Origin of the sequence: Cetobacterium sp., assembly GCF_051658645.1 — a bacterium.
In the GTDB taxonomy this organism is placed as follows: domain Bacteria; phylum Fusobacteriota; class Fusobacteriia; order Fusobacteriales; family Fusobacteriaceae; genus Cetobacterium_A.
The window spans coordinates 89,090-114,717 of the sequence record NZ_JBOFMZ010000074.1; the positions used below are offsets into that span (position 1 = coordinate 89,090).

Below are 25,628 nucleotides of genomic sequence, written 5' to 3' on the forward strand. Positions count from 1 at the left end.
TGATTTTTTCCTCTCTATATTTTTTTGTTATATTGTAAAATTGTATTAGTTGTATTTTCCAAATTAAGAGTAAATTTAATTTCGGATATAAAATTACTTCCAAAAATATATTCTAAAACATTTTCATAAGAAATTATAAAAGGTTTATAATCTTCAGATTTAAAACCGATTGGATTGTTTCTTCTAAAATATGCTGATTTGGATTTTTCAATATCCATACAGGCAAAGTTAGAATCGTTCATAGCTAAGTAATTATTTTGTTTTGTTGGGACAAAAAAATATAAAATATTATCATTTTGAATAATTTCTAATGGATAAATTGAACACCATAAAGGTTTTATGTCAATAATTTCTCCGAGAGTATAATTTTTATCGATACATATTTTATGTATAGCACAGAGGTGTCTATCAATGTGTACACATGAACAAGTACACCTATCAAATGTAGAGTCAATATGTTCATCAGGTATAAGCATACTATCTTGTTTTATAGAGTTGATAATTTCTGACTCTGTTAAGCCCTCTTCTTTTAAAATAGAAATTGATTTAGTTAAATAATCATATTCTTTTAAATTATTTAAAATAACATTTCTAGCTTTTTTATTGAAATTATATGGGAATTGTACACAACAGTTAGTTAAACAATTAAAACAATCAAAATTACTTAGATGTAAAAAGCTTTTAACATCGATGATTGCTGTATAGTTTTTAGCTTCTAAAACAACAGGTATTGTTATAGTTTTGATATTTTTAAAATATAAAGTTATTCGGTTTTTATTCTTTTCAGAAATTTCAAAGTCTTTGTGTAAAAAATAATTCATTAATATCTCCTAAAATTTTATTATTATAATTAAGTTATGTTATATATTATAGTACAAAACAATACAATAACCAAGAAAAATATAAAAAATAATCAGATAGCGAACATAAGTTGATCAGTTAAAAGTTCGACAAATGGACGTGTTTGATGTACAATTCAATTACTGAACTTTTAATGCTCATCAATTTTCTCTCAAATTGATGAATAATTTTCTAATTTAAAGTAAGCAGGTACATTCCCAGTACCTGCTTATTTTAATACATAAAATTTTTAAAGATGAAAGGAAAAGAAGAAGAATTTTAGTATTAATATTTAAAGCTTCATTTTCAGGGGGGTTAAGATGATAAATTTATTATTTAAAAATAAAAAAACTATAAAAGCTGAAAAAGATCAAAAAGAATTAAATAATGAAATTCATAGATTGTCTTTAGAAATTTTAAGAAAAGACAGCTTTATAAAATGTAAAAATGATTTTTTTATTTTAAAAGAAAAAAGAGAAAAAGAAACTCTTGAATGGGAAAAAATAGAAAACGAACTTAAAAAGTATAATATAGAAAATCTACTTTTAAAAAAAGAGTTATCAGAAACGATGAATATTTTAGGTATAAAAAATTTAGAAAAAAAATATTTAATAAAAGTAGATAAATTGATTTCAGAAGAAAGATTTAAAAAAGTAATTAAATTACTAAAAAAGAATAGAGTTATATATATTCAGTCTTTAAATAAAAACTTAATAGAAACTTTAATTAAAGACGAGAAAATTAAACTTGAAGTTTTAAAGAGATATAAAAACTTTTTAAATAATATAATGAGTTGGGACTTAAAAACAACTCTTATAAAAGGAGAAAAAATCACAAAAATATATTCTAAGTATAGACGATTTGTAAATATTTCAAACGATGAATCAATTAACTATATAGCCGATTTAAGTATTGATTTTATAGAAAGATTATCTTGCTTTGGATTTCAAAATTCAGAAATTGAAGAAATCAAGTTGATATATATAGACTATCAAAAAAAACATTTAATAAAATTATAAAATAAAAATGAGAAGATATATTTAAATCTTCTCATTTTTAATATTTAAAAAGGAAAATTAGTAAATTATTAGTATTAATAATAATACAATACTAATATTAGAAATAAAGGGAGAACATGGAAAAAACATTGTTAATCATAAAACCAGATGCAGTAGAAAGAAAATTAATTGGTGATATAATTCAAAGAGTTGAAAGAAAAGGCTTGGAAATAAAAGCTTTAAGAATGGAAAAAGTATCTTTAGAAAAAGCAGAAAAACATTATGAAATTCATAAAGGTAAAGACTTTTATAATAATTTGATTCAATTTATTATATCTGGTCCAGTTGTTTTAATAGTTATAGAAGGTAAAGATTGTATCAAAGTAATTAGGGCTATGGCGGGAAGTACATCACCATTAGAAGCTGTTGCAGGTACAATAAGAGGAGATTTTTCAACAGATATTTTAGAGAATATTGTTCATACTTCTGATAGTATAGAAACAAGTGAAAAAGAAATAAAAAATTTCTTTAAAAGTTTATCTTAAATATCAAAAAAAATAAAAGAGGTGTTTTATGGAAAATAAACAAAAATTAGAAGATTTAAAAAAAGCAGCAAAGGAAAATTTAAAACAAGGTAATATTGTAAAAAAAGAAGATGTTGAAGATTTTTGGGAAAGATTTAAAAAATTAGAAAAAATATATAAAGATAATTTTGATAAATTAATTGCAGCAGAGTTATTAGATGTTAAAATGCTTTTATTTGAAATTGAAGAAAAATTTAAATCAAAAGATGATAAGTAAAAATAAAAAAAGAAGAAAGATATTTTTATATAATGTCTTTCTTCTTTTCGAAATTTTTTATAGAAAAATCTTTGTAATCTTTTAAAACACCACAATAAGCTCGAGCAACATATCCGATAACACTCGCATCATCAACCCATCCTAGAACAGGAATAAAGTCTGAGACAGCGTCAATAGGAGATATAACATAAACAATAGCGGCAGTTAAAATAAAGAAGCTTTTTTTATCTAATTTGTATTTTTTATTTTTAGTATCTTTAATTAAATTTATAATTAAAAGTAAATCTTCGGTAGTGGATCCTAAATTTATTGCTTTTTTAACAGCTAATTTTAAATCGTTAGAAGTTAATTTTCTTCCCTCAAAACTTTTAAAAAACTTTAAAATAACCTTATTCATAAATATCTCCATTTAAAATTATATCATATATTATAAGATTATTTTTAAATTTAATCAAGCTAAAAATAAATAAGATATAAAAGATATATTTTTACAAATAAAAAGTATAGAGTATAATATATATTATGAATAATGTTATAATTTAGCATAGGGAGGTACAAATTATGAAAAAAATATGTTTGTTATTATTAGCCCTTTCCACATTAAGTTATTCAACACCAAAAACCTCATATAAAACAGGAGTAGCCTTCGCATTAGGCAGTTATTTTAATACACCTGCAATAAAAGTATTGGAAGTAACTAAGGTTAAACAATTAGAAGAAAATATATATGCTCAAAAAATTAAATATCAAACATACAATAGTTTTGGTGGACAGATTGTACAAGAAAAAATATTTGTATTAAAAAAAATAGATAATAAGTTTTCATTTGTTGAAAAATTAGATGTAAATGAAATAGAAATATAGAAAAAAGCTCCATAGATAAAATGGACCCTATATTAAATACTCAAAGCTGATTTCTACATAATATAGAAATCAGCTTTTTGAATTTTGTTATTAAAGTTAAAAATCAGCTATTTTTTAAAATATTTAAAATATCAAGAAGGTTGTGATTTTTTAAACTATAATAAACCCAACCACCTTCTTTTTTAGAAACTAATATCTCAGCATCTTTTAAAATCTTAAGATGCTGAGATAAATTAGATTGTGTAGCATCAAAATAATCTTGTATTTTGCAAACACACAAGCACTGTTTATCAGAGAGTAATTTTATTATTTCTAATCTCAATGGATGTGCCAATGCTTTTAAAATTATCATTTCTTTTTCCATGCTTCTATCTCCTCTCATAATACGTTAATCTCGAAGCTCTCTAGGAAAATTTGTAATTATCCTAGTAGCACCCATATTTTTTAAAGCTTTAGCATCTTTAATAGAGTTTACAGTCCATACATTGATATCTATGTTTTTACTTTTTAAATATTTGATATCATTTTTAGAAATAAAACTTTTAGATGGATGATATGCAACTATATCAAAGCCTAAATTTTCAATATATTTATCTAAATTTAAAAGATGGCTTTCAACTAAAAGACCTATTTTTATTGAGGAATCTAATTGCTTTAAATTTTTCAAAAGATTATGACTAAAAGATGAAACTATAATATTTTTATTTTTGTATTTTTTAAGTATATCTGAAAGTATCTTTTCAGATTCTCTTTCACAAGAAAACTCTTCTTTTAATTCAATGTTTATAAGAAGGTGGTTGGGAATAATATCTAAAGTTTCTTCAAGTGTTGGTATTCTTTCTCCACTAAACTTTTTATGAAACCAACTTCCAGCATCTAACATTTTTAATTCTTCAAGGGTATGTTCTCTTAAATATCCTTTTCCATTTGAAGTTCTTTCTAAAGTCCAATCGTGGAAAACAACCATTTTACCATCTTTTGTTTGTTGTACATCAAACTCGAATCCATCACACCCATCAAGAATAGCTTTCTTAAAAGCAGAAATAGTGTTTTCAGGAGCGCTTCCTGAAGAACCTCTATGTGCTAAAATCTCCATAAAATCCTCCGTTATAGTTTTTTTATATTTATAAAAGTATCGTAATAAGCTACTTGACCACCAATATCAGAAATAAAATTATTAGTTAAAAAATTTGGATTTCCTTGCTTAGAATTCCATTGCATAAAAATATAGGCTTCATCTTTTTTTAAATTATTATCAATATAAATTTCGGATTCGATTTCACCATTGATAGATGAAATTTTTATTTTTTCCCTCTCCTCAAATCCATCTGAATTTTCTTTAGATATAAAAATAGTAGAAATATTATTAAATTCCCCACTATGTTGAGTAAATAAAGAATCCTTACTATGTGGAGTAATTAATCTAATTGGATATTCGCTTGATCCTTTTAAAGTTTTTATAAATAAAGGCATGGGTTCTACTCCGTTTTTTAAAGCGGTTTCACTATACAACTCAATTTTTCCAGAAGGTGTTTTAAACTTTTTATTTTCCCAAGCAATATATCCTTTATGAATATTTATGTCTTCTTTCTTTAGTTCTTCAAGAGTTATATTTAGAGGTTGAAGAACTCTGTTTAGATACTCTTCTTTAGAAACAAAGGGATAGTTATCTAAATTCATGAGTTTTGCTAATTTTTGAAAAAATATAAATTCATCCATCTCTTCATAAAGAGGAGCTACAACTTGTTCGTTATACATAAGTGAAGGCATAAGCATAGAAGAATAAATGATATCTTCACTTTCTAAAGTATTTGTAACAGGTATAATTAAATCACTGTTTTTAGCAGTGTCTGTTAAAAACATATCAAAACAAACTTTGAAAGGAATACTCTTATAGGCTTCTAAAGTTTCGTTTAAATTAGGTAATTGATTTAAAGGATTTGCTTTACTTATAAATATAGTTTCAATATTATTTTCTTTTACAAAATTAGAAAAGTTTGTTATTGGAAACTCTCTAGAGTTAAAAGCATAATTTGAACTTCTATAAGGATCTCTATTTAAAATATTAGGATATATTTTACTAGAATAAAAAACTCCAGCTCCACTTTTACCAACATTTCCAGTTATACTCATTAATGCATCAATGCATCTAACAGTGTTTCCGCCATTTGTATATTTTTGCAAACCATAACCTATAAAAGTTATGATGTTTCCTAATGAAAAAAATTCTAGTAACATATTTAAATCTTTTTTAAAAACACCACATTCTTCAATTAAATCTTTTAGTTCAATACTAGAAAGATAATTTTTGAATTGTTCAAATCCTAGAATGTTATTTTTAGAAAATTCTAAATCTACAATTCCTTTTTCAAATGCCAACTTACTAAGAGCGAGAGCTAAAGATCCATCACTTCCAGCTTTTAGATTAATATGTAAATCACTAATCTTCGAAGTTTCATTATTTCTAAAATCAATTGTTACAATTTTAATTCCTAACTTTTTCATTTCAATCAATTTTTTGTATAAATGAATAGAAGTAACCGCAGGATTTCTAGACCAAAGAATAATTACTTTTGCATTGATCATATCTTTTAAATCACTCGTTTTTCTATCACCAAAATCATAGTCTTGAGCTGCACATCCAGCAGACCAACATGTACCTCCACTAGGAGTTGATATTCCACCTAAAAAATTAAAAAATATATCATGTATTCCTTTTAAAAGTCCACCAGCTCCAGATTCACAGTAGTGAATAATAGAATTTGTAGATCTATTTTTTTTAATTCTTTTTAAATTTAAATTGATGAGTTCTAATGCTTCATCAAAAGTTATTTTTTTAAATCCCTCTCCTACTTTAAGTAAAGGATTTAAAAGTCTATTGCTATCATATAGTCTATCTAAATGTTTTAAACCTTTAGAACATAAAAACCCATTAGTTAAAGGATTATCTTTATTTCCTTCTAACTTAATAACTTTTCCATCTTGTTTATATACGTCCATTTTGCAAACATCAAAGCAATCTAAAGAACAGCTGTTCTTGAATATCTTCATAGAAATCCCTCCTTCTGTAAAAGTTAAATTAATTATATCATATTTTTAAAAAAAATGTTATTATGAAAGGATGATGAAAAATAACGGAGGAAAAATGAAGAAAGAATTAACATTGCAAAATGGAGATATTAAAAAATTACTGTTAAAATATTCTATTCCTGCAATAATAAGTATGCTAGTAAGTGCTTTATACAATGTTGTAGATAGAATATTTATAGGAAATATGAAGGATATTGGAGCTTTAGCGATAACAGGTGTTGGTATAACAATGCCGATAGTCACAATAGTTTTAGCGTTTTCTATGCTTATAGGAATTGGAGCAACCGCTAATATCTCTATAAAATTAGGGAAAAAACGAAGAGATAGTGCTGAAAAAATATTAGGAAATATAATAACATTATCAGTTGTTTTTGGTGTAATAATAACGATTCTAGGAATCATTTATAAAAATCCTATATTAAATGCGTTTGGTGCAAGTGAAAACACATTAAAATATGCTGAAGAATATATAGAAATCATACTGTATGGTACTGTCTTTAATATCATGGGATATGCTTTAAATAGTTCAATTAGAGCTGATGGTAGTCCTAAAATATGTTCGATAATAATGGTGTTTAGTTGTCTTGTAAATATAGTGTTAGATCCAATATTCATTTTTACATTTGGATTAGGAATTAAAGGAGCTGCAATAGCAACTGTATTATCGCAAGTTATGACTGCTGTATTGTCAATATTATACTATATGAGTAAAAAATCAGACTTAAAAATTAAAAAAGAGAATTTAACTTTGGATAGAGATATTGTAAAGTTAATATTAGCTTTAGGAATTTCACCTTTTACAATGCAAATAGCTACAAGTATGGTTCAAGTTTTAAATAATAACGCTTTAAAAACATATGGTGGTGATTTGGCAATTGGAGCAATGGCAACAGTTAATGCTGTAGCATTACTTTGTTTTATGCCAGTTTATGGAATATCTCAAGGAGCTCAGCCTATAATAGGATACAATTTTGGAGCAAAACAGTATCGAAGAATGGAAGAAGCGTATAAAATATCAGCGTGGTCTGGAGTTATTATTTTTGTAATATCGTTGCTTTTAATAGAGATTTTCCCAAAAGCGATTGTAGGTTTATTTAATAAAAACCCTGATATAATGGCAATTTCTATTCATGGAATGAGAATATATCTAATGGCAATGCCTGCAATAGGTTTTGGTATGGCTGGAAGCAACTATTTCTTAGCAATAGGAGAGGGAAAAGCTGCAATGTTCTTAAGTTTGTTAAGACAAGTTATATTATTAATTCCATTAATAATGATTTTTTCAAAAATGTATGGATTAACAGGAGTATGGTTAGCGCAGCCTATTTGTGATGTGATAGCAGGAACAGTAACTGTTATCATGGTAAGTAAAAACTTAAGGAAACATGATGGATCAAATTTTTCATTGTTTAAAATAAGAAAAGATTAAATAAAATGTAAAAAAGAACAACTTTTGTAAAAAAAAGTTGTTCTTTTTTACATTTTTTTAAAAAATTAAAAGGAAATAGCTAAAAAATAGGTATAAATATTTCATCAAACATATAATATAAAAGGAGAAAAAAATGGCGAAGGGAAGAATGAATTTTGATCAATTTGAAGGGGATGAAATGAATTATATTCCAAAGGATTTCATGAAAGAGAGAGAAGGAAAAAAGAAAGTTCTTAAAATGAAAAAAGACAACAACGTAGAAAAAGATAAAGGTAGAATAGAATATAACAGAAAAATAAATGAATATATTAATATAAATGAAAAAATGGGTTAATAACCCATTTTTTTAATTTTTTATCCAATTCGTTTTCTCAATAATTTTTTGGATTAATTCATGTCCCATACTTGGATGAATAGTTTCTTCATGAGAAATAGTCACAATAGACATTGCCATAGCAAATTTAACAGTTTCTTCTATCGTTAAATTGTTCATATAACCAAATCCTAAACCAGCAACAAAAGAATCACCAGCACCAGTTACGTTTTTAACTGTAACTTCAGTAGCTTTCAAAGTTCCACTTTCAGTTCCGTTTGTATAGTAAATTCCATCTGCGTCTAAACTAATGAATACATTTTCAATTCCTAAAGAAAGAAAATATTGTCCAACTTTTTCCAAATCTTCTCTTGTGTTAATTTTGATTCCAGATAAAACTTCAGCTTCAACTCTGTTGGGTTTTATTGTGTGGAAATATTTAATTAAGTGTTTTACATTGTCAGCTTTTGTCGAAGAGATTGGATCTAATATGAATTTAGTTTTACCTCTAAATTTAGTTAATAAATACTCTAAGTTAATGGGATCATCAGCATCTAAGAAAGTGTAAGCTGAATTTTCAATCATAGGAGCTTTAGAATCTATAAAATCAGTTGTCATAGCATTGATACTGTCTAAATCTGCTACTGCAGAAACCATTTCACCAGTTTGATCTAATATTGCCATATACGTCGGAGTACTCTTACCTTCTAAAACTAAAGAGTTTCTCATGTCATAACCTATTTGCAACGAATGGTCTAACATAGAACGCCCAATTTCATCATTACCAAGTATTGATATAAATTTAGTTTTAACTCCAACTCTAGCCATATTTTCAGCTATATTTCTTGAAACTCCTCCAAAAGATATTTTTATCTTCCCGGGAATTGAGTCACACGCTTTATATGATGAGTTGCAAAACCCAAACATATCTACAACAGAAGCACCGAAAACTAGTATATATTTTTGTCCATTTAGACAATCTTGCATTGTAAATTCCTCCTAAATATAAAAAAAATAAATAAATATATTTTAACAGATTTTTAACAAAAGTCAAAGATTAAAATTACACATTTAAACTTATCTTTATTTATTTCTTTTTTTAGAGATAAATGTTATAATAAGGAATTGAATAATATATTGTTTTAAAGGAGAATATGTGACTAATTTTAATGATTTAAAAGTTAATAAAGAGATAGTAAATCTTTTGAGTAAAAAAGGAATAAAAGAACCAACTGAAATACAAATAGAAGCTATCCCAGCTATATTAAATAATAAAGACGTAATTGGACAAGCTTCAACAGGAAGTGGAAAAACTTTTGCTTTTGCAATACCGCTTATCCAAACTTTAAATAAAAACATAAAAGAACCTCAAGGACTAATAATTGTTCCAACTAGAGAGTTAGCTATACAAATTGCTGAAGAGTGTGAAAAAATAAATTATGATAACAGAAAAATTATGTTGGCTTATGGTGGTAGAGAGATTGCAGGACAGATTGAAACTTTAAATGTAGGAGTTGATATTGTTATTGGTACTCCTGGAAGACTAGTTGATTTGATTGAAAGAAAGGCAATTAATCTTGCTAAAATAAAAACTTTAATTTTAGATGAAGTAGATCAAATGCTACTTATGGGATTCAGAAATGAAATGGATAAAATAGTAGAGGTTTGCAATAGAAAAAGACAGACACTTTGTTTTTCAGCTACGATTGATTCAACTGTAAAAAAAATGGCTTATAAAATAACAAAAGAGCCTCTTAATATAGCTATAGAAAGTAAAGAAAATAAATTAGCAAATATAAATCAATATTTTGTAAAAACAACAGATAGAAGAAAAGTAGATACACTTTCTCTTTTACTAAATGAAACAAATCCATTTATGGGAATTATATTCTGTAGAACCAAAGCAAGAGTTGATAGTTTAGAGCAAGAATTAACATTTAAGGGGTATTTATGCCAAAAGCTTCACAGTGACATACCTCAAGCTAAAAGAGAAAAAATAATGAAATCTTTCAAAGATGTAGAGTTTCAATTTTTAGTAGCAACAGATGTTGCAGCTAGAGGTGTAGATATAACTGGAGTTACACATATATTTAATTATGATATGACCGAGGATGTAGAGAGTTATATTCACAGAATTGGTAGAACTGGTAGAGCTGGAGAAAAGGGTGATTCATATTTATTTGTAACAGATAGAAACGAAGAGATGTTCGCTCAAATAGAAGATCATACTAAAGTTTATATGATTGAGAAAGAGATTGAATATGTTCAAGGCGTTTCTTCAACTTTAGAATTACCTAAAAAGAAATACAATAAGAAAATAAACGCAAGAACAAAGAATATAGAAGAGCAAAAAAACCGTTATAGAAAGTAAAACGAAGACAAAAGAAGTTTTTGGGGGATAAAATGGAAAGAATACAAAAGCAAATGGATTTTTTATTTGAGATTGATAAAATGAAGGATGTTTTTAGACAATCATTGGTTGTTAAAGGAAAAAGAGAAGAAAATGATGCAGAGCACAGCTGGCATATGGCTTTAGTTGCTTTAACTATAAAAGAATATTTTAAAGCCGAAATGAACCTGGAAAAAGCTTTGAAGATGATATTGATTCATGATTTAGTTGAAATATATGCAGGAGATACTCCAGCATTTGGACAGGAAAGACCAAATAAAAAATCAGAAGAAATAAAAGCAGCAAAACGGATTTTCTCTCTCCTACCAGCAGATCAAGAAAAGCATTTTTTAAACTTATGGTTGGAGTTTGAAGAGTGTGAAAGTAATGAAGCTAGATTTGCAAATGTTTGTGATAGGTATCAAGGTTTTATGCAAAATCTAACATCTGATGGGCATACATGGAAAAAATTTAATGTTTCAATGGAGAAGGTTTTAAAAAGAGCTGAACCAATAAAAAAATATACTCCTGAACTTTATGAAAAATACATGCTTCCTGAGTTTTTAAAGTATAAAGAGAGAGGCATAATTAAATAATAGTTCTCTATTTAGACATATTTTAAGTAAAAACTAAAAAAAAACTATAAAGTATTGACATTTAAGAGTTTAATGGGTATAATCGGTTTAAAGATACCATTAATACAGGGTTTTTGTTTTGCAGCGACTGGTTTCTTGTTTATTATAGAATATAATAGTTCAAGGAGGATAGCAATGACTAAAAAACAATTTATCGAATTATTTGCAAAAAAAGGTGAATATACTAAAAAAGATGCAGAAAAGGCAGTTAAGTTATTTTTAGATTTAGTTGAAGAAAAGCTAGTTGAAGGAGAACCAGTATCATTTATTGGATGGGGAAAATTCGAGGTAGTAACTAGAGCGGCGAGACATGTAAGAAATCCACAAACAGGTAAAAAAATGAAGTTAAAAGAGAAAAAAGTTGTTAAATTTAGAGTTGGTAAAACTTTAGAGGAAAAAATAGTATAATTTACGAAGGCTTCGAATACAATTCTTTTGAAGAGTATCATTCGAAGCTTTTTTATTGAAAAAGAGGTGCAAAATGAAAGTAATCATAAATAATATCAACGTATCTATTGAAAAAGATCAAAACCTTGAACTAAAAAAAGAAATTATCAAAAGAGGTATTAAAGCTGATAATATAGAAAAAATAGAATATTCAAAAAGATCGATAGACAGTAGAAAAAAAAGTGAAATAAAATTTGTATATAATATAGAGGTTACATTAAAAAATGATGTAGATATATTAGGTTTGGATAATGTGAATATAGCTAAAGAAATTGATGAGGTTCCGTTGAAGGCGAAGACAGGAATAGGTAGGGTCGCAGTTGTAGGAACTGGCCCAGCTGGTTTATTTGCTGCATTAAGGCTTTGTGAGTTAGGTATCAAACCAGTTGTTTATGAACGTGGTGAAAAAGTTGATGAAAGAGATTTGACAATAGATAAATTTGTAAAGTTCAGCATGCTAAATCCAGATTCAAACATTCAATTTGGAGAGGGAGGAGCTGGTACTTATTCAGATGGAAAATTAAATACAAGAGTTAAAAGCGGATACATGAATAAAGTATTTTTAGAACTTGTTCAAAATGGTGCTCAAGAACAAATTTTATGGGATTATAAACCTCATGTTGGAACAGATGTATTAAAAATAGTTGTAAAAAATTTAAGAGAAAAAATTATATCATCTGGTGGAGAGATTCGTTTTAATACTCTTGTAAAAGAGGTTATAATTTTAGATGGTAAAGTAAAAGGATTAAAAATTCAAGATGTAAAATCACCTATTCAAGTTGAAGAAATTGAACTTTTTGAACATGTTGTACTAGGTATTGGTCACTCATCAAGAGATACTTACAAAATGCTACATACAAAAGGTGTTTTTATGGAAAACAAACCTTTTGCTATAGGAGCTAGAATCGAACATCCAAGATTGGAAATAGATAAAATGCAATATGGTAATATGCTAGACCATCCAAATCTAGAGGCTGCGACATACAGCTTAACTTATAACAATAAAGAGGAAGCTAGGGGTGTGTTTTCATTCTGTATGTGTCCTGGAGGAGTAATAGTTAATGCAGCTTCTCAAGAAGGTGGCTCATTAGTTAATGGTATGAGTTATTCAGAAAGAGATGGAAGATTTTCAAATTCAGCATTAGTTGTAGGAATTAAAGCAAATGAATTTGGAGATGAGTTATTCTCAGGAATGGAATATCAAGATAAGTTAGAAAAAGCCGCTTATGATGAAGTTGGTAATTATGGTGCAATATATCAAAATGCTGTAGATTTTCTAAAAGGAAAAACTACAAATAGAAAAATTGATTCTAGTTATGAAATGGAATTGAAAAGCTATGATTTAAATGAATTATTCCCAAAAGTAATATTAGATAACATGAAAATGGCTATGGGACATTGGGAGAAAACACAAAGAAACTTTATAACAGAACATGCAAACTTAATTGGTCCAGAAACAAGAACTTCAGCTCCAGTAAAAATAACAAGAAATGAGTTAGGAGAATCTATCAATACAAAAGGACTTTATCCAATAGGAGAGGGAGCTGGATATGCAGGTGGAATTATAAGTGCTGCAATTGATGGCCTTAAAATAATAGATTTAGTATTTACAATAAAAGATTAATAAATAGGAGATAAAGATGAAAATTTCAAAAAAAGACGCATTAGAATGGTTTAATTACCTTTCATCTCTTTCTGGAGATAAAACAGAGATTTACAAAAGACTTAGCCCGATTATAGAGTCTACAATGAGACAGATTGAATTAACTGTAAATAAAAATCACGAAGATATGAAAAGTGAAATTTCAGAATTAAAAGATTTAAAAGGAAGAACATATTTTGTAGGAAATCAAGAAAGATTTCCAAAAGGATGTATATCTTGTTTGTTTGGTGATGGATTAGGTGGAATAAGAAAAACTCATAAATGTAATTTACTTTGTAAATTCTGTTATTATCATGATAATATAGATAATCAAGAAGCTATACCAGATGGTATGTGGGAAATTGGAGAAACTCTTTATTACGAAGAAGATATAGACCTATTATTATCAATACAGAAAAAACCAAGTGGAATTGCGTATGTTTACTTAGAACCTTTCCTAGATATTGAAAAATACTACGGGATTATAAAAAAATTAAGTGATGCTGGAATATACCAACATATGTATACTAACGGTTCTCTTTGCACTAGAGAAAATTTACAAAAATTAGGAGAAGCTGGATTAAATGAATTAAGATTTAATTTAGGTGCTGTTAAGTGTAGTGATAAAGTTATTGAGAGTATGGCTATGGCAAAAGAATTTATACCAATGGTTGGAATAGAAACTCCAATGACACCCGAGTTTTATAAGGAATTTCAAAATAAAAAAACAGCTATTTTAAATACTGGAATAGATTTTATAAACTGTGCTGAATTACATTTTGGAGAAGACAATATAAATAACTATGTTGGTGAAAAAATGTATATGGCTAGAAGAGGTTACATATCTCCACTTTGGTCTAGAGAGATAACGTTTAAACTGATGAAACAAGCTTCTGAAGAAAAGTGGCCATTAGTTGTTCATGATTGTTCTAATCATACAAAATATTCTAGAGAGTTAAATAAAAATTCAAAACAAGGACAAGGCTTTGGAGCAACAACATATATGAGTGAATTTGATAGATTCTTACCACATTTATTCTTGGCTACTTTAGAGGATGAAAATTTTGAATTTATAAATGAAGAAGAGATTTCAGAAGAATTAAAGTTAGAAAACTGTATTGAAGAAATTGGATTCCTTTTAATCAGTGATGAAGATGAAATATATGAAGGTTTCTTTGAAGATGAAAAGGATGAAGAGTAATTTAGAATTAAAATAGAGTAGCGTTAGAATTCTAACGCTACTCTATTTTTGTATAGAATTATGCTAATTCCATACCTTTTTTAACTTTTAGTAAAACTTCTGAATCTACAAAGATTCCAGCTAATGCAAATCCGAATTCTACTGATTTTCCAGCTCCAGGAGATGTGATTAAATTTCTATCAATAACAGCATCTTCAGAAATATAATTAGAACTATTCATTTCTTCTTTTACAGATGAGTGACATGTAAATTTATAATTTCCAATAAGTTTATTAATACCTAAAATTGTTGGACCACCACAAATAGCTCCTACGTATTTGTTTTTATCCTCTAAGTACTCTTTTACAATTGCAATTACTTTTGAATCGTTTCTAAGATTTACATATCCAGGGAATCCACCAGGAATAACAACCATATTTCCCTCTCCAACATTGATATCATTAATAGTCACATCAGCTAAAACTTTAACTTTTTGTGCTGATTCAACTTCTAAAGAGTTTTCTAAAGTAGAAACAGTAACTACATCTAGTCCAGATCTTCTTAAAATGTCTATTGGAGCCATAGCTTCAATTAGTTCAAATCCATTAGTTAACATAACAAAAATTTTCTTGTTCATAAAACACCTCCGAAAAATAATTAATTTAATTATAGCAGAAAATAAAAAAAAACACTAATTTATATGTTATAATCTTTATATAAATGAAAAAAGGAATGATAGTATGAAAGTAAATTATGAATTAGAAATGCAAAAAGAGCTAGATAGAATAGGGGTTAAGAGTGAAAAAAAACTTTTAATACACTCTTGCTGTGCACCATGTAGTTGTGCTATAATAGAACATCTGAAAGAGTATTTGAATTTGGATATATATTTTTATAATCCGAATATAACAGAAAAAGAAGAATATATAACTAGATTAGAAGAGCAATATACATTTAATGATGCTATGAAATTTGAGATAGATATACTAGAAGGTGAATATAGTCCCAGTAAAGATTTTATAGAAAAAATAAAAGGTCTTGAAGATGAAAAAGAAGGTGGACCAAGATGCTACGAATGTTATAAGTTACGAATGGAAGCTACAGCTAAAAAAGCTAAAGAACTTCATTATGATTACTTTACAACCGTTCTAAGTATAAGCCCACTTAAAAATTCTGTTTGGATTAATGAAATTGGAATACAGCTAGAAAAAAAGTATGAAGTTAAGTTTTTAAAAGGAGACTTTAAAAAAAAGAGTAGATATTTAAGAAGTGTTCATCTTTCTAAAGAACATAATCTGTATAGACAAGATTATTGTGGATGCATATATTCTAAAATTGAAAGACAAAAAAAAGAAAAGGAAAAGAATAATGGAGAAGCATAATAATAGAAGATTTTATTCTCTAAGTAATTTTTTTAAAGATGAATTTAAGGATAAAGTATTTAAAGTCTCTTTAGATGGAGGATTTACTTGTCCGAATAGAGATGGTAAAATATCATATGGTGGTTGTATATTCTGTAGTGATTCTGGAAGTGGTGAATTTACAGGAGATAGAATAAAATCAATCACAGAGCAAATAGATGATCAATTACAATTTATGAAAGAAAAAATCAAAGGTAAAAAAGTAATTGCATATTTTCAAAACTTTACAAATACATATGGTAGTGTAGAACAGTTGAAAAAAATATATTATGAAGCATTGAATCATCCAATGGTATTAGGATTAGCAATTGGTACTAGACCAGACTGCATACCAGAAGATGTTTTAGATTTATTGGATGAAATAAATAAAAAATATTTTATATGGATAGAACTTGGTTTACAAACAGCAGATGATAATATTGCAAAGTTAATAAACAGAGGATATAATTTAACAGTTTATGAAGAAACAGCAAGAAGTTTAAAAAGAAAAAATATTAAATTTGTAACTCATATGATTGTAGGTTTACCTACTGAGGAAAAAGAGGCAATTTTAGAAACCGCTAAAGTAATAGTGAAATCAAAAGCTTGGGGCATAAAGATTCACTCTTTGCATATAATAAAAGGAACACATTTAGAGAAACTGTATAAAGAAACAAGATTTAAAATATTTAATTTGGAAGAATATGTAGATATTGTGACTACAATTTTAAAATTTATTCCAACTGAAATGGTTGTTCATAGGGTTACTGGTGATGGTAAAAAAGATGAAGTTATTGAACCTGTTTGGAGTTTAAACAAAAGAAAGGTATTAAATGAAATTGAAAAAGAATTAAAAAAAAGAGAAAACATATAACGGAGGATTAAAATGGGTGGGACACTTATAAAATTAAAAGAATATCAGGAAAGTTTTACTAAAAATGAAAAAAAGATCTCTAATTTTCTATTAGGCAATATAGAAGAAATAAAAGTTTTAAATACGTATGATTTAGCTTCAAAATGTGATGTTAGTCAAGCTTCAGTAGTTAGATTTGCTAAAAAATTAGGGTTTAAAGGGTTCCCTGAATTTAAAATAGCTTTGGCTGGAGATATAGCTATGAAAAATAGTGAAAAAAATATTCATATAATATATGATGAAATTAAATTTGATGATGCTACTGAAATTTTAGCAAGAAAAGTAGTTTATGAAAATATAAAAAGTGTTGAGGATACGTATAAAATATTAAATTTTGAACAAGTTGAAAAAGCAGCAGAGGTTATTCATAATGCAAATAGAATATTTATTTTAGGAGCTGGATTCTCAGGAATAGTTGCTAGGGATTTCCAATATAAACTTTGGGAGTTAGGAAAAAATGTTATTTTTGAAACAGATCAACATATACAATTAACTAACGCATCTACAGCAGGAGAGGGAGATGTAGTATTTGTAATATCTTACAGTGGTCAAACACTAGATATATACCAATCGATTTTAGAATTTAAAGAAAAAGACGTTAAAGTAATAACTCTTACTAAATTTGCTAGTAATCCAATTAAAGATATAGGAGATATTGCTTTAAGTACAATTGTAGAAAAAAGTAATCTAAGATCGACATCTCTTTCTTCTAGAATGGCACAATTAACAGTAATTGATATATTGTATATTAAACTAATTCAAATGGACAGAGAGAAAGCAGAAAAATTAATTGGCAGTGCTGTAGAAAGTGTTAAAAAATTTAAAATGTAAATAAAATTCATTATATTTTAAAAAAACAGAAAAAAAGAAACGGAAAAAGATTGACAATTATAAAAATAAATGGTAACTTTAATGTAGGAAATATAATTCAATCGAGGGAGTGATTTTAATGAGAGTAATTATAACTGAAAAAAATATTGGAGATTGGGCAGCTGTATATGTTGCTAAAAAAATATTAGCAGCGAAACCAACTGCAGAAAAACCTTTTGTATTAGGATTACCTACAGGGGGAACACCATTAGAAATGTATAAGAGATTAATTCAATTCTGTAAAGACGGAGTAATTTCTTTTGAAAATATAGTAACATTTAATATGGATGAATATGTTGGACTATCACCAGATAATGATCAAAGTTACCATTATTATATGCATGAGAATTTCTTTAAACATATAGATATTAAACCATCTAATATAAATATACTAAATGGTTTAGCAACTGATTATAAGCAAGAGTGTGAAGATTATGAATCTAAAATAAAAAATATTGGTGGAATTGATTTGTTTTTAGGTGGAATCGGACCAGATGGACATATTGCTTTTAACGAACCTGGATCATCTTTAAGTTCAAGAACTAGAGATAAAGAATTAACTATGGATACAATTATAGCTAATGCTAGATTCTTTGGTGGAGATATAAATAAAGTACCAAAGTTATCTTTAACTGTTGGAGTTGGAACTATTCTTGATGCAAAAGAAGTTTTAATTATGGTAAATGGACATAATAAAGCAAGAGCTTTACATAATGCTGTTGAGCAAGGAATTAATCATATGTGGACTATAAGTGCACTTCAACTACATGCAAAAGGAATAATTGTTTCTGATGAAGCTGCTTGTACAGAGTTAAAAGTAGGTACTTATAGATACTTTAAAGATATTGAAAAAGAAAATTTAGATACAGATTTATTAATTAAAGAACTTTATAAAAGTTGTGGAAAGTAAGGAGATGAATTAAGAATGAAAGCCATAATAAATGGAGAAGTATTTTTAGGGAATAAATTCTATACTGAAAAAGCTTTGATTATAGATGGAGAGAGAATAATTGATATAGTTTCAGAAGAAACTTTAAATTCTGATTATCCAAAAATCGAAACTATAGATGCTGAAAAAGGATATATAACTCCTGGATTTATTGATTTACAACTTAATGGTTGTGGAGGAGTTCTTTTTAATGATGATATTAGTTTGGAAACATTAGAGATAATGCATAAAACAAACTTAAAATATGGATGTACTTCATTTACTCCAACGTTAATAACTACTAGTGATGAAAATATTGAAAAAGCTTTAAATCTGGTTAAAAGTATTGACGACAAAGGTAAATATGGTGTTTTAGGTTTGCATATTGAAGGTCCGTATATATCAACAGAAAAAAAAGGAATACATAATTCTAAATTTATAAGAAAAGCTGATGAAACAATGATAGATAAAATAGTTGCAGCTGGAAAAGAAATTGTAAAAATAATTACATTAGCTCCAGAAAATACTGATAAAAGAACAATTTCGAAACTTAGTGCAGTGGGAATTAATGTTGCAGTTGGGCATTCTAACGCTACTTTTGAAGAAGTGAAAGAAAAAGAAGCTTTCGGAATTACACTTGCGACACATCTATATAATGCAATGACGTCATTTAATCATAGAGAACCAGGTGTTGTTGGAGCAATATTTGATGGTGATATAAAAGCTGGTGTAATAGTTGATGGATTCCATTGTCATTATTCTGCTATTAAATCTGCTATTAAGATAATGGGTGAAAGATTATATTTAGTTACAGATGCAACTTCTCCAGTTGGAACTGATATGGAATACTTCTATTTTGAAGGTAATAAAGTTTACTATAAAAATGGAAAATGTTTTGGAGAAGATGGAACATTAGGTGGTTCAGCTTTAACTATGGATGCAGGGGTTAGAAATTTAGTTAAGTTCTGTGATATAACTTTAGAGGAAGCTATAAGAATGGCAACTCTTTATCCAGCTAAGGCTATTAGAATAGATGATGAATATGGTAAAATAAGTCCAGGATATTTTGCAGATATAGTAATTTTAGATAAACATTTAAAATTAAAAAAAGTTATAGCAAAAGGTACTGTAATATAGTTATGTAGGGATAGATAAGTCTATCCCTATTTTTATATAAATTATAAAAAAGAAAAAATAATTTTTTTGCGAATAATTGTATATACAACTTTTTTTTATAAAAGGAGGAGTTAAACGTGAAGAAAAATTGGATTTTAAAAGGTATTGTTTTAGGAACTGTATTTTTTATATCTTTGGTACTTATAAAACCAATTGGTATATCAACTCAGTTTAGTGTTTTATCTGGAATGATACAAACAGCATTTCAAGAAGGTATTATTTTTAAGAATGGAAAAGAATTCTACAGTGTAGTTGATTATTACAATCAAGATGGAATTGCAAAAAGTATTGCTATTCCATATAACTTTGGAATTGTATTTGCAATTGGAATTTTTCTAGGTGGAATGCTCGGAAAAATATTTTTAAGAAAAACTTTAGAGTTTACAGAAATTAATAATCTTTTAGAAAATGATAAAATTTCTAGAATGAGACTTTTTGTGGGAGGAGTGTTACTGCTTTTTGGAGCGAGAATGGCTGGAGGTTGTACAAGTGGACATATGATGAGTGGAGTGATACAACTATCTTTGAGTAGTATCGTTTTTACAATGATTTTATTTCCGATTGCAATATTAGTTCAGAAAAAGGTTGGTGAATAATATGAATCATTTGATTTTAGGGAATATTCCTCTTTTAGGATTAATTTTAGGAATTCTATTTGGGATGGCATTATATTATGCAGGAGCTACAAATAGAATTGTTATTTCCAATATGTTAAAATTAAAAGATTTAACTTTAATGAAAATAATACTTTTAGCAATTGGATTTGGAATGACATTAACGTATTTAGGTGTAATCTTCGGGATTGTATCGTTAGATCATTTTAGTATAAAACCAATGAATTTAGGAGTGGTTTTGGGAAGTGGAATTTTAGCAATTGGATTTGGGTTGATAGGACTTTGTCCTGGAACGGCTATTGCAAGTTTTGGAGCTGGATATTTAAAAAGTATATATGTTATTTTGGGTGGATTAGTTGGCGCTTTTATTTTTACAATAACATATCCCGTATTTAAAAATATCGGACTTTTTAAAGATGTTTATGGTGGAAAAACAACTTTGATATATTTAAGTGATAAATATGTATTTCTTATAGGTGGGACTCCTATAGTTGGAGTTTTTATTGGAATTGCAATTATAATCGTATCTTTCATTATTCCACATAGCCTTTCAGAAAAATAAAAAAAGAGTAGTATTGGTATATACCCTATCAAGTAGACATATATTTAAACGATTTTTACAGTTCTTTTTTTATCTGTCTACCTGAAGGGAGGGGTACTACTTCTTTATTATTTTTGGCAATAAATTTAAAATATCTGTTGGAGTGATACTGTGATACGAATCTGAAAAAAAATCGCCACATTTACCATGAAAATACACTCCTAGAATAGCCGCATCTAAAGGTGAATATTTCTGACTTATAAAAGATCCTATTATTCCAGCTAAAACATCTCCTATTCCACCAGTTGCCATAACGCTATTTCCAGTTGTATTTATATATGAATTATTATTATCATTTATCAAAGTTTTATGATCTTTTAAAACTAAAACACAATTATAATTTTTAGCAAAAACAGTTCCAATTTCAATTCTGTCTTTTTTTATAAAATCGATATCCAAATTTGTAAGTTTAGAAAATTCGCCATAGTGAGGAGTTAAAATTGTAGGATAGTTTCTATTTTTAAGAATATCTAAATTGTTATTTTTAGATAACGATGAAAGTCCATCAGCATCTATAATTATTGGATTTTTATAATTGATAAGTAATAATTTTAACAAACTTTCATTCTTATTATTTATTCCAAAACCACATCCAAATACGATACTAGAAAATTTATGTATAATATCTAAGATATTAATTTCATCTAAATTTATAATCATAACTTCATTTAATTTAATAGAGTAGATGTTAAAACAATCACTATAAGTACCTAAAGTTGTAAGACCTGAACCAGATTTTACAGCTCCCATACTAGCGAAATATCCAGCTCCTACCATTCCTTTACTTCCACATAAAATTAATGTATGACCAAAATCTCCTTTATATTCATCTCCTTTTCTTAGGGAAAATATTTCTTCAATTAGACTAGAATCTATAAAGTTCATCCAACCTCCTATAAATTACTTCAAATAATAATTATTTGTAATTCTCACCAACCACACTACATATAATGTTAATTATATGTAGTGTGGTTGGTGATGTAATTTTTATTGTAATTAAAATTATCTTGTTTAATCTGTAATAAGTATTTTTTTGAGAGTTTTTAGTTATCATCAACACTTTGTATTGGTATTTTATCTAGAACTCTTTTTTCGATAAGTGATTTAGCATTTATATAAACTTCTGTAACTTTAGTATCTGAATGCCCTAAGAAATCACGGATTTCTATTAAATCTGCTCCATTTAACGAAAGTTCTGTTGCAATGGCATGTCGAATATTATGTGGACTAATATCTTTATTAATTACCGAGCCCATCTCTTGTATTACATTATAAAGTCCTCTATAAGATAATGGTTTATTTTTTTCAAAAGAAGTATAAAAAAGATATTTTTCTTCCAACTCTTCTTCAAGTACTCCATACACATTTGTTAAATAATTTTTATAGCTTTCTATTTTATCTATAATAAAATTGTGTAATGGCTTGTATTGTTCTCTACCACTTTTAGTCTTTTCTAACTTCAAAAAATATTCACCATTTCTTTTTAAAATATGTTTAAATTGTAAAGAAAGTAGTTCTTGACTTCTCATACCTGTATAAAAAAGTGTATGAAGTATTAACGTATTTCTATACTCTTTTTCTCCATTAACTTTATATTTTTTTAAAATTTCTTTTATATCATCAAAAGAGACTTTTAATATGTTGTCTAAATTTCTGCTTGTTTTAAAAAGCCCAATATATTTAAATGGATTTTCATAGCCGTTTTTTTCCAACTCTCTATATAAAGATTTTAACGAAGAAATTACTTTATTAACAGATGTTTTTTTCATATCTCTTTCGTTTAAAAGATGAGATAAATAATCTTCGATATCACTTTTTTCAATTCCAGTCATAAGCTCAATTATTTCATCTCCTTCTATAGGAGTGTCACCATCATAAACATATTTCAAAAAATCTTTTAGATAAAAAAAATAATCTTTCATAGTTTTTTCTGATTTGTATATTTCAAAAATACTTTTCTTATCCTCTTTAGGTTTCCTCTTTCTACGTTGGGTACTAATTTCATGTTTTTCCTTTATTACTACCTCGCTCAAAACGCCCTCCTTTAAAGTCCTATCATTTTTTTTATAGAAAATTAAATCACATCTTCTCTGTTAATTTCTCTTACTTCACCTAAAAACATATCTTCCAAAGTTAACTTTCCAAAAGTTTCTCTTTTTAAATATATAACTTCATTTTCTACTGCTTTTAGCATTTTTTTTACTTGATGAAACTTACCTTCTTTTATATTTAAAAGAATCTCTTTAGAGTTTATTTTTTCTACTTTTGCAGGTTGAGTAATGTATCCACCAATATCAACACCTTCTTCCAATTTCTTAATTTCTTCTTCTCCAATTTCTTCTTTTAAAAGAACACGATATATTTTATCAACATGTTTTTTAGGAGATGTAAGCTCATGTGCTAATTTACCATCGTTAGTAAAAAGTAACAACCCCTCTGTATCTTTATCTAATCTTCCTACAGGAAATAAATCTTTTTTGTTTACCCATTCAGGTAAAAGTTCCATAACAGTTTTATCTTTTTTATCTTCTGTTGCTGTTATATATCCGTCAAGTTTATAAAGTTTATAATATCTAAACTCTTGATATATAACTCTAGTTTCTTTGTACTCAACCACTGTATTAACTTCATCTATATTTTTCTTATTGTCTTTGCATATTTTTTTATCAACAAGTATTTCAGCACAAGATATTAATTTTTTTACTTCACTTCTACTTCCAACTCCACACTCTACTAAAAATTTATCTAATCTCAATTCTTTTCCTCCTAATAATGTTATACTACAATTATAGTTCTTTAAAAATATAAAATCAAGTTTTAATATTTAAATTATTTTTTGATCTACATTTATATATATGTAGATGTTTTATAATCGTTTATAACTATAAATTACAAAGTATACAAAATAATTATTTTTTCTTGTTTCAATCGTAAAATATGTGCTATAATACTTTTAAGAACAGAAGATATATTTAGGAGGACAATTATAAAATGGTTGATTTTAAAAAAATTGATAATATAATAGATTATATTGAAGCAGGGACTATTCCTGAAAATAAAACTTTCAATGAATTTGCAATCGAATTTTATCTTGAAACAAAAACACTAACATTATCTAAGTACCTTAGATTAAAAGAAAAAACATCTAAAATGCCAAAAATAATGAATACTAAAAAAGCTGGCGAACTTCTTTTTGAAACAAATAAAAACGATGAAATTAGATCTTATCTTTCTAGAAAAGGTTTTAAAGAGATACCTGATCTAAGTTATACCGCTGTAATGCTACTAAGAAAAGTAGACTTACTTCAAAACTGGCAAAAAATAATATTCTTTTTTGAGGGCGGAAGAACAATTCAAGAGATAAATAGTTCTTTAAAAAAAGATTTACTACCAATGGAGGTTGACAAGCTCGAAAAGTTTATAAAAGAAGAGTTACGTTTGAGTGACCAAGAATTAAACTGGTTTTTAGGTAAAATTGGAAAAGTCGAAAAAGATAAAGCTTTATCAAAAGCTGTAAAAAAATTGATTAGATAGTATAAAAAAATACCATTCAAAACAATGTGTTTTAAATGGTATTTTTATATTATAAATACTAGTCAATAAAACTTCTAAGTAAATCCAACTCTTTTTTCCAAATTGTTTCATCTATTGTTTCCATGACTATAGGAATATTTCTAAATCTATGATCATTCATAAATCTTTTAAAGAAATCTAATCCGATAGTTCCCTCTCCAATACTGTGATGTCTATCTTTCTTACTTCCTACTCCAAACATAGAGTCGTTTAAATGAACCCCTTTCAAATATTTGAATCCAACGATACTTTCAAATTCATTCATTGTAAAGTCGTACTCTTCTTTAGTAGAAAGAGAATATCCCGAAGCAACAGTATGGCAAGTATCTAGACAAACACCTACTCTATTTTTATCTTCTATAAGTTCAATAATATCTCTTAAGTGTTCAAACTTATAACCCATATTAGAACCTTGACCTGCTGTATTCTCAATAACTATTATTACGTTAGGAACTACTTTATGTGCTTTATTTATAGATTCTGCAATTAACTTAATACACTCATCTTCTGAAATCTCTTTTAAATGACTTCCAGGATGAGTATTTAAGTATATCAATCCTAATTGATTAACTCTTTCCATTTCATCTATAAAAGCGTTAAGAGATTTTTCTCTTTTTTCTAAATCAGGACTACCTAAGTTTATAAGATAACCATCATGAGGTAGAATTTGTTCTGGTAAAATTCCAGATTTTTTCATAGCTTCTTTAAATGATAAGATTTCATTTTCTGTATATTGCTTTGCATCCCATCTTCTTTGGTTTTTTACAAACATTCCAAAGCCATTTGCACCAATATCTATAGCGTTTTTAAACGCATTGACTACTCCACCCTGTATTGAAACATGAGCACCTAAATATATATTTTTAATTTTTTCATCTCTAGTCATATAAGCTCCTTTTATCATCACTAATTTAATATAGTATAT

30 protein-coding genes are annotated in these 25,628 nt (G+C 27.1%); 19 read left to right on the top strand and 11 right to left on the bottom strand.

Going from position 1 to position 25,628, the window contains the following annotated elements; translation table 11 throughout:
• Positions 1 to 14: 14 nt before the first annotated feature.
• A complete protein-coding gene (locus ACRCZX_RS09890) occupies positions 15 to 821 on the bottom strand; it encodes a hypothetical protein (RefSeq protein WP_438582758.1) in 807 nt (268 codons plus the stop codon).
• A gap of 339 nt (positions 822 to 1,160) precedes the next feature.
• Here ACRCZX_RS09890 and ACRCZX_RS09895 point away from each other — a divergent pair, with 339 nt between their 5' ends.
• From ACRCZX_RS09895 to ACRCZX_RS09905, 3 genes are all read left to right on the top strand, one after another.
• Positions 1,161 to 1,859 (top strand): hypothetical protein, encoded by a 699-nt coding sequence (locus ACRCZX_RS09895; RefSeq protein WP_438582759.1) that lies wholly within the window; start codon positions 1,161 to 1,163, stop codon positions 1,857 to 1,859.
• 116 nt (positions 1,860 to 1,975) lie between these two features.
• A complete protein-coding gene (gene ndk / locus ACRCZX_RS09900) occupies positions 1,976 to 2,383 on the top strand; it encodes a nucleoside-diphosphate kinase (protein WP_438582760.1) in 408 nt (135 codons plus the stop codon).
• Positions 2,384 to 2,411: 28 nt separating this feature from the next.
• Entirely contained in the window at positions 2,412 to 2,639 is a 228-nt protein-coding gene (locus tag ACRCZX_RS09905; RefSeq protein WP_438582761.1) for a hypothetical protein, read from the top strand.
• Positions 2,640 to 2,664: 25 nt separating this feature from the next.
• Here ACRCZX_RS09905 and ACRCZX_RS09910 read toward each other — a convergent pair whose 3' ends face one another.
• Positions 2,665 to 3,036: a YkvA family protein gene (locus tag ACRCZX_RS09910; protein ID WP_438582762.1), complete on the bottom strand. Its 372-nt coding sequence runs from the start codon at positions 3,034 to 3,036 to the stop codon at positions 2,665 to 2,667.
• 164 nt (positions 3,037 to 3,200) lie between these two features.
• Here ACRCZX_RS09910 and ACRCZX_RS09915 point away from each other — a divergent pair, with 164 nt between their 5' ends.
• Positions 3,201 to 3,503 (top strand): hypothetical protein, encoded by a 303-nt coding sequence (locus tag ACRCZX_RS09915; protein WP_438582763.1) that lies wholly within the window; start codon positions 3,201 to 3,203, stop codon positions 3,501 to 3,503.
• Between the two features lie 103 nt (positions 3,504 to 3,606).
• Here ACRCZX_RS09915 and ACRCZX_RS09920 read toward each other — a convergent pair whose 3' ends face one another.
• The 3 genes from ACRCZX_RS09920 to ACRCZX_RS09930 are packed head-to-tail and all read right to left on the bottom strand — an operon-like array spanning position 3,607 to position 6,554.
• Positions 3,607 to 3,867: an ArsR/SmtB family transcription factor gene (locus tag ACRCZX_RS09920; protein WP_438582764.1), complete on the bottom strand. Its 261-nt coding sequence runs from the start codon at positions 3,865 to 3,867 to the stop codon at positions 3,607 to 3,609.
• A 24-nt stretch (positions 3,868 to 3,891) separates the two neighbouring features.
• Positions 3,892 to 4,599, bottom strand: a complete 708-nt coding sequence (locus ACRCZX_RS09925; RefSeq protein WP_438582765.1) for a glycerophosphodiester phosphodiesterase — start codon at positions 4,597 to 4,599, stop codon at positions 3,892 to 3,894.
• 11 nt (positions 4,600 to 4,610) lie between these two features.
• Positions 4,611 to 6,554 (bottom strand): molybdopterin-dependent oxidoreductase, encoded by a 1,944-nt coding sequence (locus tag ACRCZX_RS09930; protein WP_438582766.1) that lies wholly within the window; start codon positions 6,552 to 6,554, stop codon positions 4,611 to 4,613.
• Between the two features lie 94 nt (positions 6,555 to 6,648).
• Here ACRCZX_RS09930 and ACRCZX_RS09935 point away from each other — a divergent pair, with 94 nt between their 5' ends.
• Positions 6,649 to 8,022 (top strand): MATE family efflux transporter, encoded by a 1,374-nt coding sequence (locus ACRCZX_RS09935; protein WP_438582767.1) that lies wholly within the window; start codon positions 6,649 to 6,651, stop codon positions 8,020 to 8,022.
• Between the two features lie 133 nt (positions 8,023 to 8,155).
• Positions 8,156 to 8,356, top strand: a complete 201-nt coding sequence (locus tag ACRCZX_RS09940) for a hypothetical protein (RefSeq protein WP_438582768.1) — start codon at positions 8,156 to 8,158, stop codon at positions 8,354 to 8,356.
• Between the two features lie 12 nt (positions 8,357 to 8,368).
• On the opposite strand, the gene ACRCZX_RS09945 is transcribed toward ACRCZX_RS09940, so the two are convergent.
• Positions 8,369 to 9,322, bottom strand: coding sequence for a carbohydrate kinase family protein (locus ACRCZX_RS09945; RefSeq protein ID WP_438582769.1), 954 nt, complete (start codon positions 9,320 to 9,322; stop codon positions 8,369 to 8,371).
• A gap of 169 nt (positions 9,323 to 9,491) precedes the next feature.
• Here ACRCZX_RS09945 and ACRCZX_RS09950 point away from each other — a divergent pair, with 169 nt between their 5' ends.
• From ACRCZX_RS09950 to ACRCZX_RS09970, 5 genes are all read left to right on the top strand, one after another.
• Positions 9,492 to 10,706, top strand: a complete 1,215-nt coding sequence (locus ACRCZX_RS09950) for a DEAD/DEAH box helicase (RefSeq protein WP_438582770.1) — start codon at positions 9,492 to 9,494, stop codon at positions 10,704 to 10,706.
• A gap of 32 nt (positions 10,707 to 10,738) precedes the next feature.
• Positions 10,739 to 11,320: an HD domain-containing protein gene (locus ACRCZX_RS09955; protein ID WP_438582771.1), complete on the top strand. Its 582-nt coding sequence runs from the start codon at positions 10,739 to 10,741 to the stop codon at positions 11,318 to 11,320.
• 174 nt (positions 11,321 to 11,494) lie between these two features.
• Complete coding sequence (locus ACRCZX_RS09960) at positions 11,495 to 11,767, top strand: HU family DNA-binding protein (RefSeq protein WP_438582772.1); 273 nt, start codon at positions 11,495 to 11,497, stop codon at positions 11,765 to 11,767.
• A 73-nt stretch (positions 11,768 to 11,840) separates the two neighbouring features.
• Positions 11,841 to 13,430, top strand: coding sequence for an NAD(P)/FAD-dependent oxidoreductase (locus ACRCZX_RS09965; protein ID WP_438582773.1), 1,590 nt, complete (start codon positions 11,841 to 11,843; stop codon positions 13,428 to 13,430).
• Between the two features lie 16 nt (positions 13,431 to 13,446).
• The gene (locus tag ACRCZX_RS09970) at positions 13,447 to 14,649 is read left to right on the top strand and encodes a radical SAM protein (protein ID WP_438582774.1); all 1,203 of its coding nucleotides are present in this window, start codon (positions 13,447 to 13,449) and stop codon (positions 14,647 to 14,649) included.
• Between the two features lie 58 nt (positions 14,650 to 14,707).
• Here the strand turns inward: ACRCZX_RS09970 and ACRCZX_RS09975 are convergent, their stop codons facing one another.
• Positions 14,708 to 15,265 (bottom strand): DJ-1 family glyoxalase III, encoded by a 558-nt coding sequence (locus ACRCZX_RS09975; RefSeq protein WP_438582775.1) that lies wholly within the window; start codon positions 15,263 to 15,265, stop codon positions 14,708 to 14,710.
• Positions 15,266 to 15,368: 103 nt separating this feature from the next.
• On the opposite strand from ACRCZX_RS09975, the gene ACRCZX_RS09980 reads away from it, so the two are divergent.
• The 7 genes from ACRCZX_RS09980 (at position 15,369) to ACRCZX_RS10010 (ending at position 21,091) form a co-directional block, all read left to right on the top strand.
• Positions 15,369 to 16,010 carry an epoxyqueuosine reductase QueH gene (locus ACRCZX_RS09980; protein WP_438582776.1) on the top strand — a complete coding sequence of 214 codons (642 nt, stop codon included), beginning with the start codon at positions 15,369 to 15,371 and terminating at the stop codon, positions 16,008 to 16,010.
• Entirely contained in the window at positions 15,997 to 16,902 is a 906-nt protein-coding gene (locus ACRCZX_RS09985; protein ID WP_438582777.1) for a TIGR01212 family radical SAM protein, read from the top strand. Before ACRCZX_RS09980 ends, ACRCZX_RS09985 begins: the two co-directional genes overlap by 14 nt.
• Before the next feature lie 12 nt (positions 16,903 to 16,914).
• A complete protein-coding gene (locus tag ACRCZX_RS09990) occupies positions 16,915 to 17,772 on the top strand; it encodes a MurR/RpiR family transcriptional regulator (RefSeq protein WP_438582778.1) in 858 nt (285 codons plus the stop codon).
• A gap of 118 nt (positions 17,773 to 17,890) precedes the next feature.
• Positions 17,891 to 18,721, top strand: coding sequence for a glucosamine-6-phosphate deaminase (gene nagB / locus ACRCZX_RS09995; RefSeq protein WP_438582779.1), 831 nt, complete (start codon positions 17,891 to 17,893; stop codon positions 18,719 to 18,721).
• A 15-nt stretch (positions 18,722 to 18,736) separates the two neighbouring features.
• Complete coding sequence (gene nagA / locus ACRCZX_RS10000) at positions 18,737 to 19,876, top strand: N-acetylglucosamine-6-phosphate deacetylase (RefSeq protein WP_438582780.1); 1,140 nt, start codon at positions 18,737 to 18,739, stop codon at positions 19,874 to 19,876.
• Positions 19,877 to 19,992: 116 nt separating this feature from the next.
• Positions 19,993 to 20,511: a YeeE/YedE thiosulfate transporter family protein gene (locus tag ACRCZX_RS10005; protein WP_438582781.1), complete on the top strand. Its 519-nt coding sequence runs from the start codon at positions 19,993 to 19,995 to the stop codon at positions 20,509 to 20,511.
• A 1-nt stretch (position 20,512) separates the two neighbouring features.
• The gene (locus tag ACRCZX_RS10010) at positions 20,513 to 21,091 is read left to right on the top strand and encodes a YeeE/YedE thiosulfate transporter family protein (RefSeq protein WP_438582782.1); all 579 of its coding nucleotides are present in this window, start codon (positions 20,513 to 20,515) and stop codon (positions 21,089 to 21,091) included.
• A gap of 96 nt (positions 21,092 to 21,187) precedes the next feature.
• Here the strand turns inward: ACRCZX_RS10010 and ACRCZX_RS10015 are convergent, their stop codons facing one another.
• The 3 genes from ACRCZX_RS10015 to ACRCZX_RS10025 all read right to left on the bottom strand — a co-directional run bounded on the left by ACRCZX_RS10015 (position 21,188) and on the right by ACRCZX_RS10025 (position 23,885).
• The gene (locus tag ACRCZX_RS10015; protein WP_438582783.1) at positions 21,188 to 22,015 is read right to left on the bottom strand and encodes an NAD(P)H-hydrate dehydratase; all 828 of its coding nucleotides are present in this window, start codon (positions 22,013 to 22,015) and stop codon (positions 21,188 to 21,190) included.
• A gap of 158 nt (positions 22,016 to 22,173) precedes the next feature.
• Positions 22,174 to 23,163: a tyrosine-type recombinase/integrase gene (locus ACRCZX_RS10020; protein WP_438582784.1), complete on the bottom strand. Its 990-nt coding sequence runs from the start codon at positions 23,161 to 23,163 to the stop codon at positions 22,174 to 22,176.
• Positions 23,164 to 23,204: 41 nt separating this feature from the next.
• On the bottom strand, positions 23,205 to 23,885 hold the full coding sequence (locus ACRCZX_RS10025; RefSeq protein WP_438582785.1) for a pseudouridine synthase: 681 nt from the start codon (positions 23,883 to 23,885) through the stop codon (positions 23,205 to 23,207).
• 236 nt (positions 23,886 to 24,121) lie between these two features.
• On the opposite strand from ACRCZX_RS10025, the gene ACRCZX_RS10030 reads away from it, so the two are divergent.
• Positions 24,122 to 24,664 (top strand): hypothetical protein, encoded by a 543-nt coding sequence (locus tag ACRCZX_RS10030; protein ID WP_438582786.1) that lies wholly within the window; start codon positions 24,122 to 24,124, stop codon positions 24,662 to 24,664.
• Positions 24,665 to 24,722: 58 nt separating this feature from the next.
• On the opposite strand, the gene nfo is transcribed toward ACRCZX_RS10030, so the two are convergent.
• A complete protein-coding gene (gene nfo / locus ACRCZX_RS10035) occupies positions 24,723 to 25,589 on the bottom strand; it encodes a deoxyribonuclease IV (RefSeq protein ID WP_438582787.1) in 867 nt (288 codons plus the stop codon).
• Between the last annotated feature and the right edge of the window lie 39 nt (positions 25,590 to 25,628).